Source organism: Chitinophaga sp. YIM B06452 (genome assembly GCF_039655965.1).
Lineage (GTDB): Bacteria > Bacteroidota > Bacteroidia > Chitinophagales > Chitinophagaceae > Chitinophaga.
In genome coordinates this window covers 364,203-380,763 of the sequence record NZ_JAWLKY010000002.1, presented here as the reverse complement: position 1 = coordinate 380,763, position 16,561 = coordinate 364,203, and the positions used below count along the sequence as shown (strand labels likewise).

The window sequence follows — 16,561 nt, the reverse complement described above, 5'->3', positions numbered from 1 at the left end:
AATTCATGAAAAAGATATATTTCTCCGCACTCATCATCCTCTTCGCCGGTTGCTCCAAATCACTCGAAGAAAATCCACGCGGTCTCGTCATAGGCAGCGAAGGCCTGAGCAGCCAGGCCGGCCTGGAAGCCGCGCTCACCGGTGCTTACGGCAGCCTGATGGTTCCCTGGGAAAGCGGCTTCACCACCGTTTCCCAGATCGCTATGAGCATGGGTGCAGACGACCTTACCACGCATCCCGGCTCCAACAAAGAAGAGTTCAGGGAATTCGACCGCTTCAACGTTTCCTCGCTCAATAGCCGCATGACGCCCATCTGGCGCGGTTGTTACAAGGTGATACAATCCACCAACAACATCATCAACAATTATACGGCGGTGAAAGACGGCAACGAAGCCACCGTGCGCGCGATCGTAGGCGAAGCGTATTTCCTGCGCGGACTTTGTTATTACTGGCTCACCCGCTACTGGGGCGCGGTGCCGCTGGTGCTTACCGAAAAATATACTTCAGACCAGCTGAACATGCAAAAAAGCCAGCCGGCCGATATCTACAAACAGATCGAGGCGGACCTGCTGAAGGCGGAAGAGTGGGTGCCCAACAACAAACGCGACCCGGGAAGGCCGAACAAAGGTTCTGTGAAAGCGCTGCTGGCGGATGTGTATCTCACCGAAGCCGGGTGGCCGCTGAAAGACCAGAGCAAATATGCGCTGGCGGCTACGAAAGCGAAGGAAGTGATCGATAACAAAGGCACTTATAAATTCGACCTGTACCAGGACGGTTTCCTGAAAATATTCGCAGGCGGCACATCAGAAGATGTGTTTACGCTGTTCACCCGCGGGCAGTGGTCCACCTACAATTCATTCTACGGCCTTTCCACCATGCCCGAAAATGAAGGCGGCTGGTCCGACTTCTTCCCCGAGCTGAACTTCTTCAACAACTTCCCCGCAGGCAGCAGGAAAGACGCTACTTTCTCCACTTCTTTCGTGGTGGGCGGCGTTACAATTCCCTGGCAGGAGGTTACAACAAAACATCCCTACTACAAAAAGTTCACCATCCAGAGCGGGCAGAAAGACACCTATATGTCGAACAACCCTGTGGTTATGATCCGCTATGCGCATGTGCTGCTGATCTATGCCGAAGCGCAGGCCAGGTCTGGCGCTGCTCCTTCGCCTGAGGCATATGCCGCCATCAATGCCGTGCGCCAGCGCGCGGGGCTGGGAGACCTTACGCCCGGCCTGAACAGCGCTGCGTTTGCTGATGCCGTGGTGGATGAAAGAGCCTGGGAATTTGCCGGTGAATGGAGCCGCTGGTTCGACCTCGTGCGCCTGGAAAAAGTGGAAGCGGCCAACGCCTCCAAAGACCCCGGCGACCTTACGCCCGGCCCGATCACGAAGGCAAAATACTGGCTGCCGATACCCGGTGCGGATGCGCAGATGAACCCTAATCTTTAATTCCACATTTTTACGAGCCCGTCATCGCGGGGAACGATGAAGCAGAAAAAGCCGTCATTGCGAGGAGCAGTAGAGCCAAAGCGGGGGCGCGACGAAGCAATCTCCCGCATTGGATTGATATACCCGGTGTTTGGAGATTGCTTCGTCGCCCCTCCCGCACAAGTCCCACGCCGCTCCTCGCAATGACGGTCTTTGGGGCGATGACAGGCACCCCGCAATGACGGACCTCGATGCACGGCAAGTTGCTCTTTGCAATGACGATTTTTTGAGACGATGGCAGGCTTTTCACGCGCTGGTACAAACAAGCGCATAATCAATAAAAGTTAACTATCACCACAATGAAAAACACCCGTTATGAAAAAACTTTTACTGCTCCTCCTGGGCGGCCTGCTATGCTGCAATGTGCTGCACGCCCAGTTCCTGCTGCTGGACGATTTTGAGGGCCACGGCCCCTGTTCCGGCAGATGGACCTTTTACGCCGGGGCCAATGCCACCGGCAATGTATTGTTCAACGTGCCCAACCCAGCCCCCTCATCCATTAACCCCAGCTCGCATGTAGCGAAATTCACGAAAGACACGACCTGCTTCGAGTACATGAGCGCCAGCTGCGGCCTTACCTCTACCTTCGACCTCAGCGGCGGCGGCGTTTTCAAAATGCTGGTGTACAGCAATGTGCGCGAAGAAGTGATGTTCAAACTGCAACCTGGTAACGACTACACGAAAGCAGTGTTCTTTACCTACAAGATCAAGAACGTCAACCAGTGGGAAGAAGCCACCTTCAACTTCTCGAGCGTGGCGAACAGGACGGATTTCAACCGCATCGCCGTACAGTTCATCGACGGCCGGAAAGCCAATGGCATCCTGTATTTCGACCTGGTGCAGGCGCCCAACCCCATCAGCCTCAACTTTATTAATACCAGCATCCTGATGGGCCAGGAAAACGGGGCGGTGATACCGGTGAAGCTGAACCGCGCTGTATTCAACGACACGCTTACCCAAACGAACTGGAATGCGGAAAACCTGCCGCCGGGCGTGAGCATCGGCAGCGTTCAGCGCGTGAACGATACAATGGCGAACATTGTACTGGCAGGCAATTCCCCGGCCAACTATTCCCGCACCACACTCAAACTCACCGTAGCTGGGCAGGAGGTAGACAGTGCCAACACACCGTCTTACACCGTGAAAGGCAACGCCGTTTTTGAAGGCAACCCCAACTGGACGATGATCTACAACGACGAGTTCAATGTGGACGGCGTGCCCGACCGCAGCAAATGGACGGTGGATCCCCAGCCGAAAGGCTGGATCAACGGGGAACAGCAGGTGTATACAGACAGTACGCACGACAATGCACGCGTGCGCAACGGCAACCTGGTGATCACCGGGAAAAAAGATTTCCCGAACGGCGTGTCCACAGAACCATGGTCTTCCGCCCGCGTCATCTCACAGAACAAAATGGATTTCCTGTATGGAAAAGTAGAGGTGAGGGCCAAGCTGCCCAAAGCGAGAGGCTCCTGGCCCGCCATCTGGATGATGCCTACCAGCAGCGTATACGGCGGATGGCCGAAGAGCGGCGAGATCGATATCATGGAACATATCGGGAACCAGCTGGGCAGGGTGATGTCTACCGTGCACACCCAAAACAGCAACTGGCAGAACGGCGGCCATCTTACCGGCTCCCGCAACTTCCCCGATGCGCATACCGCGTACCATACGTATTCCGTGGAATGGTCGCCGGACTCGCTGAGGTTCGTTTTCGACAGCCTGCATATATACACATATAGAAACCCGCATACCGACTGGAAGGACTGGCCTTTCGACCAGAAATTCCACATCATCCTCAACGTCGCCATCGGCGGCGGCATGGGCGGCAATATCGTGGAAAGCGACTGGCCGGACAGCATGAATGTAGACTACGTGCGCGTATACCAGAAAGGCCTGGGCACGCCTTATCCTGACACGGTGATCGTAACGCCCGCCAACCAGCTGGTGCTGGCCGGCAAATCGTTGCAGTACACCGCGAAGGTGCTGGATCAGAACGGGCATGTGATGAACCTGGCGCCTCAATGGAGCATCACCGGCGCCGGCAATACCATTACCAGCACAGGGCTGGCCACGCTGGATACTTCCGGCGTCATCACCGCCACGGCCGGGCAGGATACCATATCGGTCAGCGGTTCGGCATATGTCAATGTGCGCACGCCTAATTACAAGCTCATCCCCGCAAGGATAGAAGCCGAGGCGTTCGACAACTCCAATTCTTCGCAAACCGAGCCTACACAGGATACCAGCGGTGTGGTAAACGTAAGCTACATCGGCAAAGGCACCTGGTTCGATTACGATATCGATGTGCCTGATACCAACAAATACCGTGTACAGCTCAGGGCGGCGGTGAACAATGCCACCAGCGCCAGCATTTACCTGGATACTACCTTACTGGCCACCGTGAAGCTGCCTGCAAGCGGCGGCTGGCAGAAGTGGATCACCGTATCGTCGCCCAAGATCAGATTCAGGGAAGGTAAACAAACCATCCGCGTTTATTCCAATGCATCCGGCTGGAACTTCAACTGGCTGCGGATCGTGGATGCGGACAGCGTGGTGGTGACGAACGTGGTGGTAACGCCCGATTCCGTGACGCGTAAATACGGCGAAACCCAGCAATATAGCGCCAAAGCGTTCGACCAGCGCGGCGATATCGTATCATTCACGCCCGAGTGGAAATTGCGCAATAACGATACCGTGAATGCGATCGACCAGCAAGGCCTGTTTACCGCCGGCGATTCAACCGGCTGGTTTATGGTGAAGGCGAGAGACGAAGGCGCGACCGGAACCGCCATGGTGAAAGTAGTGCCCGTACCTGTCTTGACAAGAGTAGTCATTTCACCGCGCAGCGCTACCGTGCCCGTAGATGCTTCTCAGGCGTTTACCATTACCGGGTACGACCAGTTCGACAGCATTATGCCTGTGCCCGCGCAAAGCGGCTGGGCGGTTACCGGGGCGCGCAACCGCGTTAGTACGGCGGGTGTGTTTACCGCAGGTGATTCCATCGGCACTTTTATGATCACCTTCTCCAACGGTGTTGCGAAAGACACCGTGTATGCCACTACCACCTGGGGCTGTACGGTGAATGATCATTATGAAGCGGAATCCGCTTCGTCCGTGGCCGGCGGCTCCACGCTGCAGGCCTGCACCGACGTGGGCGGCGGCCAGAACTATACCAACCTGGCAAGCGGCCACCGCTTCACCTATAGCAATGTTAACGTGCCGAATCCCCGCAAGTATACGTTCCGCATCAGGGTTTCATCTACCTATCCGGGTGAAATGAGGGTAAATTATAATGGCCAGGTATACGGCTACATTAAAATACCCAACACCGGCGGCAAATGGGTGACCATTTCAGATACCGTTCACCTGCCCGCCCTCACAACCATGAACATCACCGTGGGTTCCGGCAGTCCGAAGTTCAACTGGTTCAGTCTTGAGAACTGCGCGCCGGAAATCGTGCGGCTGGATCTGAGTCCTGATACGGTGGATGTGAGCGCCGGCAACTCGCAGCCGTTTATACTGACGGCTTACGATTCCAGCAACACCGCCGTGATGCTGCCTCCTACACAATGGACGGCCACTGGCGCAGGTAATGCCATCAGCTCCCAGGGCGTGTTCACAGCCGGGACAACGGCCGGCGCCTACACGGTAACAGCGGTGACACGCGGCCTCAGCGTTTCCGCGGTGGTAAACGTGGTGAGTGCTCCCTGTACAATTAATAACAAACGCGAAGCCGAAGCCTTCACAACGCGGCACGCGGGTCCCTGGCTGCAGGCTTGCACGGACGTTGGCGGCGGCCAGAATTTCACCGGCCTGGCCACTGGCCACTGGTTCTCTTATGACAACCTGTACGTGCCCACGGCGGGCGTTTACACCGTCAGCATAAGGGTGAATTCCACGGCGGCGGCGCAGATCGGAGTTGGTTATTCCGGCGTTACATTCGGGCTGATAGACATACCCAATACCGGCGGCACCTGGCAAACAGTGAAAGACACCGTGACACTGCCCGCATCGCCCAACATCACCCTGAGCGTTAAAGCAGGCACCTTCAAATACAACTGGTTCAGCATTGACAATTGTAATGCAGTGCCGGCTGAAACCGCGCCGCTCGTTGCCGTGTCTGCCAAAGCAGAACCGGAAGCCAAACCGGAGGTTACACAGGCTGCAAGGGTGTATCCCAACCCTGTTTCAGGCAATGTCACCATCGACCTGCCGGAAGGCTACCGCACGGCCACCCTGCTGGATCTGCAGGGCCGCGCCATCAGGTTGTGGATGATACAGCGGGGAGATACGAAGCTCGTGAAGGATCTCAGTTTCCTGAAAGATGGTTTTTACCTGATCAGGCTGGAAGGAACAGGGAAAACGGAAGTGCTGCGGATCATCAAACAATGACAAGGTAATTTATAACCGGAAAGCCGTCTCTACTTTAAAGGGGCGGCTTTTTTTTGCCTGCTTCAGAAAAGGCTTTACAATTTTATAACATCACTCTAAACGCGGTTCCTTGTAGTTTTGCCCGCGACATGGACATGCCATATTTTGCCGGACGCTTGCCAGACCAGGTAGACCTGGGTGCCTTTGATGCGTTATACCATCAATATCACCAGGCCGTGTACGCCAACATATGGAAGATCGTAAAACAGCACGAAGCCGCGGAAGACATACTCCAGGAGGTTTTCCTGGCCCTCTGGGAAAACCGCGTAAAGCTGGACGCCGCCAAAGTAGCGGGCTGGCTGTTTGTGACCAGCTTCAACAAATCCCTCAAATACCTCAGGCAAAAAGAAAGGCAGCTGGTGCCGCTCAGCACCACTGAAATTTACCCGGAAGAGCCGCTCAATGAAGAATTATATACCTTCCGGCTGTCTATCGTCGAAGAAGCGGTGAACCATCTTCCGGAACGGAAAAAAGAAGTTTTCAGGCTGTGCCGCTATGAAGGCAAATCATATGACGAAGCGGCGCATATTCTAGGCATTTCCGCCGCTTCCGTAAAAGATTATCTTAAACAATCTACCCGGTTCATCAAAGACTACATCTCTCATCATCCCTCCGAAAGCCTTACCACAGGCGCCGCTTTGCTCTTTTTTTATCTCAGCTGAAGTACATAACAATTTCGTAACACGGAACGGCATCCCCTTTTTCCCGGTTCAGGGTATTTATACCAGAAACCAGGAACAGCATGGCATTAAAAAGAAATGAACGAAGGGAGAAAGCCCGTTTGAAAAAGGAGTTTGAAGACTTTCTTCATTCCGGCGACCCCATCCTTCCCCCGGAAAGGTCAGCGCTGCTGCTGGAGAAATTGCACAATAGCATCATTGAGAGAGAAAATACATCCAGGCGCAGCAATACCAGGCGAATGATCGTGATGTCTGCAAAATGGGCGGCCGCGGCCATGATATTATTAATTGCCGGCGCAACCTGGCGGCATTACAGCACCGGGCAAAAAGCGGTGCCGGTTGCGGCTTCGATCGAAATAAAGAAAAACCTGCCGGTCGTTGAATCCAACACCGGCAGCAGCGTCCGCCGCCTCGTGTTGCCGGACAGTTCCGTCGTGAAACTGGCGCAGGGAAGCTCCCTCAGCTATTACACGCCGTTTGATACCGGCCGGCGGGATGTCAGGCTTACAGGGAAAGCAACCTTTGAGGTGACGAAGAATGCGGCAAAACCTTTTACGGTGTATGCCGGGGATATCAGTACAACGGTTTTAGGTACCCGGTTTATGATGAATACGCTCCAAAAGAATAAGGTAAGCGTAAGATTATTCGAAGGGAAAGTAGTGGTCCGCTCTACCGTGAAAACATCCGGTATGAAGGACGTATACCTGACGCCGGGAGAGCAGTTCGTGATGGATAGCCGTTCCGGGCAATTCACGGTAAAGTCTTTCAGGGAACCGGCCGGTAACATCCCGCTGCCCGTGCAGGTTACAGATACAACCAGCATATCACTTGAATTCAACCAGGAGCCGCTGGTGAAAGTACTGGCCAGCATAGGAAGGCAATACAATGTCGAATTCAAATTCAGCGATGCGGGCTTTGATAACATGCTCGTAACAGGCAAGCTCCTGCCATCTGATTCACTGGACGCGGTGCTTTCGATGCTGGGGAACGTCAATGGACTGGTATTCAAAAAAGTGGACAGTAACAGGATAGAAGTAACCAGGATTCAATAAGAAAAAAACTTAACCCCTTAAAAAACGTGTCCATACGGGCATGCGGGGAAACTTTTGTCAAAACGAAAAAGCAATATGATGAAATTCAGATCTCTAACAGTCAAATGGTGGCTATGCCTCGCAGCATTTGCCTTTTCAATTTCATTGAAGGCGCAGGAGAAACCACAACTGACGGGCATCGTCACGTCCGAAAAGGGAGACGCGCTGCCGGGCGTTGGCGTGAGCATAGTGGCAACCGGCACTACTGAGAAACAAAACACCGCTACCAATGAAAAAGGCATGTTTGCCGTATCGGGCCTGAAGCCCGGCAATAAATACCAGTTCACGTTTTCCTTCATGGGGTTTGAAAAATATGTGATCAAAGATTTCGTGATCAAAGCCGGCGCCAACAATTCATTGATCATACGCATGAAAGAAGCGCCTGCCGATCTCAATGAAGTGGTCGTGATCGGCTATGGTTCCGTGCTCAAAAAAGACCTGACCGGCGCCATCTCCACCATAAAATCAGAAAAGATCACAGAGGTGGCGGTAACCAATGTTACACAAGCCCTCCAGGGCCGCATAGCCGGTGTAATGGCGCAAACAACTTCCTGGAAACCCGGCGCTACCACGCAGGTAAGGATCAGGGGCAACCGTTCCATCAACGCCAGCAACGAGGTGTTGTACGTAGTGGACGGCATCCCCCTCACGGATGGCGCAGACCAGATCAACCCCAATGATATTGAGACCATCAACGTATTAAAAGATGCATCCGCCACCGCGATATATGGCAACAGGGGCGCAAACGGGGTGATCATCATTACAACCAGGAAAGGAAAGCCCGGCCAGACCACCGTGGAATATAACGGCTACTATGGCGTGCAGAAACACCGCCCCATGCCGCAATTGATGAATGCCGCGGAGTTCGTGGAGTTTTCCCGCGAAGCGCAGCGTAACGCACTGGGCGGCGCTTACGATCCGAAACCCAGCCGTGAGATGGATTTTAAGAACGACCAGCTCGTGGCTACTCCTTATATGTTGCAGAACATGGAGAACGCATGGGCCAGCGGCACCTACGATCCTTCCAAACTGACCAGCACAGACTGGATGAGCTACGGCCTCCGCACCGGCAGCATGCAGGATCACCAGGTGAGCGTGCGCGGCGGAACGGATAAAACAAAGCTGCTGCTGTCTGCCGGTTATTTTAATAACGCAGGCGTGGTAAAAGACCAGGATTATACTCGCTATAGTATCCGCGCCAACGTAGACCACAATATCAGGGAACGTATAAAGATCGGCACGCAATCCCTGTTTACCAGCTCAAAGCTGAACGCCGGCTGGTCCGAGATCTTTGATGTGTATGGATTAAAAAGCTTCAATCCCCTCGCTTCTCCTTATACGGCAGACGGGAAAACGCTGGCGTTATTCCCCACCAACAACACCCGCACACCCAACCCCATTACCAACTTCGGCAATACCAAACGCCTGGTGAAGCAGGACCGTTACATCGGGAACTATTACCTGGATATTTCTTTCCTTGACGGGTTCAATTTAAGGTCCAATGTGGGGCTCGACTACCGTGGCACGCAAAACCTCAATTTCGACAAAGCCAATACCGCTTCCGCCGGAGGAGAGGCGCCATCCAGGACTTCCAACGGCGGCAATAAGAAACTCATGTACAGCTGGGAGAACATCCTGAGTTACAATAAATCTGTGGGTGATCATAATTTCTACGCCACGCTGGTACAATCCATACAATCTGAAACCATAGAAAGCTACGGAGTTTCCGTGAGGGACCTGCCTTACGACCAGCAGCTGTACTACAACCTGGGCAGCGCTTTGACCATCAGCGGCGTTTCCAGCGCTTACACCCGTTCATCGCTGGCTTCATTTATGGGAAGGCTGAACTATAACTATAAGAATAAATACCTGGCCACCGTTTCTACCCGCTACGATGGTTCTTCCGTGCTCGCCGAAGGCCATAAATGGGTGGCTTTCCATTCCGTGGCGCTGGCATGGCGCCTGAAAGGGGAGAATTTCCTGAAAGACGTAAATACCATCACCGACCTGAAACTCCGCCTGGGCTGGGGGAGAACAGGCAATGCAGGCGTAGCGCCTTATACGACATGGGGTAGCCTTTCCACCGTAAGATATGTATACGGCGAAACCTCCAAACTGGGTTTTGCGCCTACAGAAATGATCAATCCCGATCTTGGCTGGGAAACAACCGGGCAGTACAACATAGGGCTCGACTTCTCACTGCTCAGGGGCCGCATTTCAGGCAGCATCGAAGCATACCGGCAAAACACCAGCGACCTGCTGCTCAACCAGCAGCTGCCTACCGTATCTGGTTTTGACAAGATCCTCGTGAATATTGGTAAAACAACCAACAAAGGTTTCGAAGTAACCATCAACACCGTGAATGTATCCAACAGGAAGCTCAAGTGGAGCACAGACTGGATATTTGCCACCAATAAACAACAGATCGTGGAGCTGTATAATGGTAAACACGACGACCTCGCTTCCGGCTGGTTCATCGGCCACCCCGTGAAAGTGATGTACGACCTGAGCCCCAACGGCATCTGGCAGGACACAGAGGCAGACAAAGCCGAGATGGCTAAGTTCGCCGTTAACGGCGCTGTTTTCAAACCGGGAGATATCAGGCCGCTCGACCTGAACAACGACTATAAGATCGACGCGGCAGACAGGCATATCTTTGGCCAGCAAGACCCGAAATGGACAGCCAGCCTGGGCAACAACTTCCAGTATGGCAATTTCGATGCTTCCATTTTTATCTATGCCAACATCGGCCAGACCGTTTATCATAGTCTGGATATGCGTTTTGACGGCCGCTACAACCAGCCCAAGCTGGATTACTGGACGCCCAATAACCCCAGCAACAAATATCCCCGCCCGTTCCTTGGCTCTGCCGGCCTGAACTACCTGGGCATCCTGAACTATTATGACGGTTCTTTTATGCGGGTGAAAAATATTTCCCTGGGTTATACTATTCCCGCCACTCTTGTGCACCGGGCGCACCTGGAGAAGTTCCGGGTTTACGCCAGCGTGCAGAATCCTTTTGTTATTACCAGTTTTCCCGGCACAGACCCGGAAGGCGCCACCGGCTTCAACGAGCCGAGCCTGACCATGTACCTGCTGGGCGTAAATGTGAGTTTCTAATACTATAAAGAGAAATAAATGAAAAAGATATATGCATGCCTTGCGATCGTAGCAATCGCTTCTTTCACCGGCTGTAAAAAATTCCTGGAAGAGAAAGTGATCTCCAAGGTCTCTTACCAGCTCTATGAAACGCCGGAAGGCGTGGAAGGCGCATTGACAGCGGCTTACAACAACCTTAGGCTGGCTGTGAACGGAGAACGCGCCCTTACTTTCAGCGACGCAGGTACGGACCTTTTCACGGCGGGTTCCGACGGTGACCTGTCTTTCAACCAATACCTTGCCACTCTCAGTTCCCTCAACGGCGATGTGTCCGAGTACTGGGATTATCACTATTTCGGCATCTCCCAGTGCAACGTAACGCTGAACTACCTGCCCAAAGTGGTCATGGACGAGGGCAGGAAGAAGGTGGTTGAAGCAGAAGCAAAGTTCCTGCGTTCGTTCTATTATTTCGAGCTGGTTCAGCATTTTGGTAATGTGCCTTTGGTGCTTACTGCGATAGATAAAGTGAAAACCGATTTTAAACGTTCGCCGGTGAAGGATATTTATGCCACCATTATTCCGGACATGGTAACGGCGGTTGAGCAGCTGCCAATAATGCCCGCGGAGCAGGGACGCGCTACCAAAGCCGCTGCCGCGCATCTGCTGGCGAAGATCTACCTGGCAAGAGGAAGCGCCGTTTCCGCTGAGCAGAAGGCCATCCGTGGTTCGAAGGCAACGGATATAGACAGCGTTATTTTTTACGCCGGTAAAGTGGTAAGGCAGGAGATGGGCGCCTATTCCCTGGTGCCGGATTATGCACGGCTGTTCGATATCACCAACCAGGTAAACCCTGAAGTGGTATTCGCGGTGCAGTTTACCACCAATACCCTTAACAACGGAAGCGGCAACAACATGCACCTTTATCATGTTCCGCAATACGACGCCGTGAACACCAAAATATTGCAGCGCACTACGGAGTACGGCCGTCCTTACCGCAGGGTACGCCCCACGCCTTATGTGTACACCGGCCTGTTTGGCGCTACCCGCAAGTATGATTCCCGCTTCGCGAAGTCGTTTGTATGGGCTTACATTGCCACCCAGGCGGCAACAGGCATTACCACTACCGCCGGCAACAAAGTGGATGTGAAAGTGGGAGATACGGCTATCTGGTTTACCCCCACGCTCTATGCCACACAAGCGGAACAGGACGCCGCCACCCAGGAAAACAAGCGCTTCCCTTATTTCTTCCCGCTCAACTTCTACATTCCCTTTTCCAGGAACAACATCTTCCCCGGCCTGAAAAAATGGCTGGATAAAACCCGCGTTACTACCAACGATACCAATGGCTCGAAAGACTGGATGGTGTTCCGTTATGCCGAAACATTGCTGCTGCTGGCGGAAGCATACGGCCGCAAAAACGATTTTGACAATGCCGCCAAATATATCAATGAAGTAAGAACGCGTGCTGCCTATAAAGATGGTGAAATGAAAACCACCCAATACTGGACGTTTGAAGGCGGCAGCTACGCAGACAGGACCACGGGCACCGTTCCGCAAATGCAGGTGACCGCAGCGCAGATCAGCACGGGTTTTGTTGATTTCATACTGGAGGAAAGAGGCCGTGAAATGCTGGGCGAGCTGAACAGGTGGGAAGACCTGGACCGTTGCGAAAAGCTGGTAGAACGCGTGAAATTGTACAACCCGGACGCAGGTAACATCCGTAACTTCCATGTACTGCGGCCCATCCCGCAAACGCATATCGACAGGCTAATACCCAAGGGGCCGATTGAAGAAGAGCAGAATATAGGTTATTACTAACAGCAAAAAACCATAAAACACACTCGTATGTTCAGGAAAGTTCTATTTGCAGCGTTATTGCAGGCGGCCGTTTTTTTTACGGCATCCGCACAGGAAACGGCCCGGTTTAAAGAGATCAATAAAGCGTTTTTGTCCCCCGGTTCAAAGATAGTGATGATCGCATCGCACCGCGGCACGCATAATGATTGCCCGGAAAACTCCATGGCCTCATTCAAAAAGGGTATAGAGTTAGGCATTGATGTGATCGAGCTGGATGTGCGCCATACAAAGGATGACTCGCTGGTGGTGATGCACGATGCCTCTGTTGACAGAACCACCAATGGCACCGGTAAAGTGGCTGATCTTACTTTTGAGGAGATCAGGAAATTGCGCCTGAAGTTCAACGGCCAGTTGACAGACGAACAGGTGCCCACGCTGGAGGAAGCGCTGAACCTGGCCAAAGGAAGGATACTGGTAGACCTGGACATCAAGACCAACCGTGTTCCCCAAATTATAGAGGTGGTGAACAGGACGCAGACGGCCGGCACCACCATGTTTTTCCTGGGCCGCGGCATTTATGCGAAAATGGTGAAAGAGAAAGACCCTGCTTTCAGGACACTGGTGAGAACACACCAGGCAGCAGACGTCGATTCGCTGTTTGCCGTTACTAAAACTGAAGCCGTACATATCGACCCTTCACACAACACCGTGGAAGTAACCTCGAGAATAAAGGAGAATGGCGGGCGCGTATGGATCAATTCACTCGGCGAAGTGGATAAAAGAGCCGCTGCCGGCGACCTGGAAGCTTTTGGCGAATTGCTGAAGAATGGCGCGAATATGATACAGACGGATTATCCTGCTTTGCTGATGAAATATCTGAAAAGCAAGAACCTTTATTACAACTGACACTACAACGTAATAAATGCAGAAGGCCGTCCCAGCAACCGGAGACGGCCTTTTTGTATGGTAAGGAACCGTGCTGTGGTTACTATTTCCCCATAATTTCCGCTATCATCTTCTTTCCATGCTCGTTACCCGGGTTGAGCGCAATGGATTTCCTGTAATGCTGCAAGGCTTCTTCTTTTTTACCATCAGCCAGCAACGCTTCTCCGTAGCTGTCATACACGTTCCAGCTGTTGGGGAACAGGTGCACGTTTAGGCGGAAGACCGCCAGTGCTTCCCTCAGCTGCCCTTTAGACATCATCCGGTATGCCCATTCGTTCAATTCGTTTTCGCTGGGATTAAGGCTGGGATTGTTTTTCATGGCTGCATCTGTAACCGCGATGGCATTATCATACCTGGTTTTCCGCAAGTTCGTTCTCAGCAGGGTAATCAGGTCGTTTTGAATGATGCCGGGAATGTAGCACGCAGCCAATTCTTCCAGGTAATCTTCCGGGGAACTGCCACCCAGGTTCGTGAGTACAATCACTGCCAGGTCATCGTCAGGATACACGAGGAAGGCGTTACGGCCCCCGCCGTTCATGCCGATGGCTTTATGTTTGGAGCGCCACTTGGCCATGCCCCATCCCATGGACCATTGCGCGGGTGTTCCGTTGCCGAGCGTTGAGCGCGACCATAGTATGTCGAGCGAAGAGGTGTTCTTTAACAGTTTCCCCGTTTGCAGGCTGATGATCCAGCGTGCCATGTCTTCCGCAGTGCTGTTGAGGCCTGCCGCCGTCCTGGTGAATTCCGGGAACTCGTGATATCCCATTTCCAGTTTTTCTTTGGGCAATTTCCGCCCGTCCTGGTTTTTCCTGTAATGATAGGTAGGAGCATAAAGCGGTATCACATCGCGGGAATCGCCGAAAACGGTTTGCTGCATGCCCGCCACCCGGAATTGTTTTTCTTTAAAGAACTCATCGAAAGGCTGCCCGCTTAATTTCCGGATGATCTTTCCCAGCAGGTACCCGTTTGTTTGATTATAGCTGAATTGCCCGCCGGGCCTGAAATCCATCGGGAGCGTTTTTAATTTCGCCCAGATGGCGCCTTCATTCCTTAAAGCGCCCACGCCCCCTGTCTGGGGATCAAATAATTTCAGTATATCGGGTATGCCCGAGGTATGCGTAAGCAGCTGCGCAACGGTAACCTCCTGCCAGGGGGCGGGCAGGCTGTCCACATAGGCGGCCACAGGATCGGATAATTTGATCTTTCCTTCTTCCACCAGCTGCATCACCGCCACGGCGGTAAACACCTTGGTGCAGGAATTAATGGGGAAAACGGAATTGCCGGTAACCGGTATGTTGTTCTGAATATGCGCAGTGCCATAGGATTTGCTTAAAACAATCTTTCCATGTTGTACGATTGCAATTTGCAATCCGGGTATCGACCGCTCGTTCATTTCCCTGGAAATGATACTGTCGATGGCGGCCGGCCTGTCCTGGGCGGGCAGTTGCATCCCGGTAAAAAGGGCTGCAAGCAAAAGGGCGATTTTCAACTGCATATTGAAAGTGATTTAGGGCCAGGATCTGGTCATTGAATATAAAAAAAGTTATGTGAAATACATGTCGTAAATGCCGCTCACTCCGCACCGGAAATGCTCATCCGGCTTAGAGTTTCCCTGGACACGCCGATGTAGGAAGCAAGCACAGCTTTGGGTACACGCTGGAAAAGGGTAGGATATAATTCGAACAGCTGCCTGTATTTTTCCTGGGCGTCGCTGCTCAGCAGCGACAATATGCGGCGTTGCAAAGCCACATAACCATAATTGGATTTTACCCGGAAAAAATGTTCCATCTTATGCATTTCACGGCACAGTTTGTCTTTATTTTCTTTTGTAATGCCCAGCAGCTCACTGTTCTCCAGGCAATCCGCAAAGCTGGAAGCCGGCGTGCCGTTCAGGTAAGCGCCATAGTCAGACAGCCACCAGTCTTCCATTGCAAACTGCAGGATGTGCATTTTCCCGCTTTCATCCAGGATATAGGATTTTAATAATCCCGACAATACAAAGAATTCATAAGGCACCGGGTCTCCCTGTTGTATCACGAACTGGTGTTTTTTGTATTTCTTCCTGGTGAAAAATGAAAGGACATGCGCGAACTCCGTATCGGTAAGCGGTACAATTTTTTCTATCTGGCTTCGAAATACTTGCTCCATAAGGGTTTGGTTTGAATGTGATGTACATCACACCATAATTGTGATCCGGATCATTGGCGGGTTACCCGTTTGGTGATGAACTTTGTACAAAATAAACAAAGTATGAAAACATTGACAAAAATACTCCTGGCCGTGGGTTTCCTGTTTGTTGCTGCAATAACGCAGGCCCGGCAGGCGGGAATAAAAAATGAAAATATGAAACACAAAAAAGTATTGTTCATACTTAGCTCCGTCAGCAAAGTAAAGGCTACCGGGCAGCCTACCGGTACCTGGATAGAAGAGTTTGCCTCACCTTATTATTACCTGCTGGAGAAAGGCATTGATATTACGATCGCCACTCCTGAAGGCGGTATTGCGCCAATAGACCCGAAAAGCCAGCTGCCTGAATACTTCACGCCGGCGGTGAAGAAATTCAATGAAGACAAGGCAGCCAGGGAAAAATTGAACCATACGCAAAAGCTTTCCGGGATCAACCCGGGGGAATATGATGCGGTGTTTTATCCCGGCGGCCATGGCCCTACCTGGGATCTGCCCGGGAATAAGGTTTCCATTGCCATCATCGAATCGTTCTACCGGGCGGGTAAGCCGGTGGCGCTGGTGTGCCATGGCCCGGCTGCCCTGGTAAATGCAATGGCCGCAAATGGAGAACCCCTGGTCAAAGGCAAAAAGGTATCCGGTTTCACGAATTCAGAAGAGCAGGCCGGCAAAACTACGGACGCGGTGCCTTTCCCGCTGGAAGACCGTTTGAAGGAACTGGGTGCGCTTTACCAGAAAGGCCCCGATTGGCAGCCGTTCGCCGTTGCGGACGGCAAATTGCTGACCGGGCAAAACCCCGCTTCGGCGGAACTGGTAGCGGAGCATTTGTTCCGGCTATTGTGAG

10 protein-coding genes are annotated in these 16,561 nt (G+C 52.6%); 8 read left to right on the top strand and 2 right to left on the bottom strand.

Annotated features, from left to right (window positions below; genetic code table 11):
• Positions 1-5 precede the first annotated feature (5 nt).
• The 7 genes from R3I13_RS11155 to R3I13_RS11125 all read left to right on the top strand — a co-directional run bounded on the left by R3I13_RS11155 (position 6) and on the right by R3I13_RS11125 (position 13,494).
• Positions 6-1,448: a RagB/SusD family nutrient uptake outer membrane protein gene (locus tag R3I13_RS11155; RefSeq protein ID WP_346318031.1), complete on the top strand. Its 1,443-nt coding sequence runs from the start codon at positions 6-8 to the stop codon at positions 1,446-1,448.
• 354 nt (positions 1,449-1,802) lie between these two features.
• Positions 1,803-5,882, top strand: a complete 4,080-nt coding sequence (locus R3I13_RS11150; protein ID WP_346318030.1) for a carbohydrate-binding protein — start codon at positions 1,803-1,805, stop codon at positions 5,880-5,882.
• Between the two features lie 128 nt (positions 5,883-6,010).
• Positions 6,011-6,583, top strand: coding sequence for a sigma-70 family RNA polymerase sigma factor (locus R3I13_RS11145; protein ID WP_346318029.1), 573 nt, complete (start codon positions 6,011-6,013; stop codon positions 6,581-6,583).
• Positions 6,584-6,663: 80 nt separating this feature from the next.
• Positions 6,664-7,653 carry a FecR domain-containing protein gene (locus R3I13_RS11140; RefSeq protein ID WP_346318028.1) on the top strand — a complete coding sequence of 330 codons (990 nt, stop codon included), beginning with the start codon at positions 6,664-6,666 and terminating at the stop codon, positions 7,651-7,653.
• Positions 7,654-7,728: 75 nt separating this feature from the next.
• A complete protein-coding gene (locus R3I13_RS11135; RefSeq protein ID WP_346318027.1) occupies positions 7,729-10,812 on the top strand; it encodes a TonB-dependent receptor in 3,084 nt (1,027 codons plus the stop codon).
• A gap of 18 nt (positions 10,813-10,830) precedes the next feature.
• Positions 10,831-12,609: a RagB/SusD family nutrient uptake outer membrane protein gene (locus R3I13_RS11130; protein WP_346318026.1), complete on the top strand. Its 1,779-nt coding sequence runs from the start codon at positions 10,831-10,833 to the stop codon at positions 12,607-12,609.
• Positions 12,610-12,636: 27 nt separating this feature from the next.
• On the top strand, positions 12,637-13,494 hold the full coding sequence (locus tag R3I13_RS11125; protein WP_346318025.1) for a glycerophosphodiester phosphodiesterase family protein: 858 nt from the start codon (positions 12,637-12,639) through the stop codon (positions 13,492-13,494).
• An 82-nt stretch (positions 13,495-13,576) separates the two neighbouring features.
• On the opposite strand, the gene R3I13_RS11120 is transcribed toward R3I13_RS11125, so the two are convergent.
• Positions 13,577-15,028 carry a serine hydrolase gene (locus tag R3I13_RS11120; protein ID WP_346318024.1) on the bottom strand — a complete coding sequence of 484 codons (1,452 nt, stop codon included), beginning with the start codon at positions 15,026-15,028 and terminating at the stop codon, positions 13,577-13,579.
• A 77-nt stretch (positions 15,029-15,105) separates the two neighbouring features.
• Positions 15,106-15,681, bottom strand: coding sequence for a Crp/Fnr family transcriptional regulator (locus R3I13_RS11115; protein WP_346318023.1), 576 nt, complete (start codon positions 15,679-15,681; stop codon positions 15,106-15,108).
• Positions 15,682-15,783: 102 nt separating this feature from the next.
• Here R3I13_RS11115 and R3I13_RS11110 point away from each other — a divergent pair, with 102 nt between their 5' ends.
• A complete protein-coding gene (locus tag R3I13_RS11110; protein WP_346318022.1) occupies positions 15,784-16,560 on the top strand; it encodes a type 1 glutamine amidotransferase domain-containing protein in 777 nt (258 codons plus the stop codon).
• Position 16,561 lies beyond the last annotated feature (1 nt).

What these genes read in the sequence shown, in the direction of transcription:
- R3I13_RS11155 (WP_346318031.1), top strand. Translation starts at nt 6, where the DNA reads ATGAAAAAGATATATTTCTCCGCACTCATCATCCTCTTCGCCGGTTGC.
- R3I13_RS11150 (WP_346318030.1), top strand. Translation starts at nt 1,803, where the DNA reads ATGAAAAAACTTTTACTGCTCCTCCTGGGCGGCCTGCTATGCTGCAAT.
- R3I13_RS11145 (WP_346318029.1), top strand. Translation starts at nt 6,011, where the DNA reads ATGGACATGCCATATTTTGCCGGACGCTTGCCAGACCAGGTAGACCTG.
- R3I13_RS11140 (WP_346318028.1), top strand. Translation starts at nt 6,664, where the DNA reads ATGGCATTAAAAAGAAATGAACGAAGGGAGAAAGCCCGTTTGAAAAAG.
- R3I13_RS11135 (WP_346318027.1), top strand. Translation starts at nt 7,729, where the DNA reads ATGATGAAATTCAGATCTCTAACAGTCAAATGGTGGCTATGCCTCGCA.
- R3I13_RS11130 (WP_346318026.1), top strand. Translation starts at nt 10,831, where the DNA reads ATGAAAAAGATATATGCATGCCTTGCGATCGTAGCAATCGCTTCTTTC.
- R3I13_RS11125 (WP_346318025.1), top strand. Translation starts at nt 12,637, where the DNA reads ATGTTCAGGAAAGTTCTATTTGCAGCGTTATTGCAGGCGGCCGTTTTT.
- R3I13_RS11120 (WP_346318024.1), bottom strand. Translation starts at nt 15,028, where the DNA reads ATGCAGTTGAAAATCGCCCTTTTGCTTGCAGCCCTTTTTACCGGGATG.
- R3I13_RS11115 (WP_346318023.1), bottom strand. Translation starts at nt 15,681, where the DNA reads ATGGAGCAAGTATTTCGAAGCCAGATAGAAAAAATTGTACCGCTTACC.
- R3I13_RS11110 (WP_346318022.1), top strand. Translation starts at nt 15,784, where the DNA reads ATGAAAACATTGACAAAAATACTCCTGGCCGTGGGTTTCCTGTTTGTT.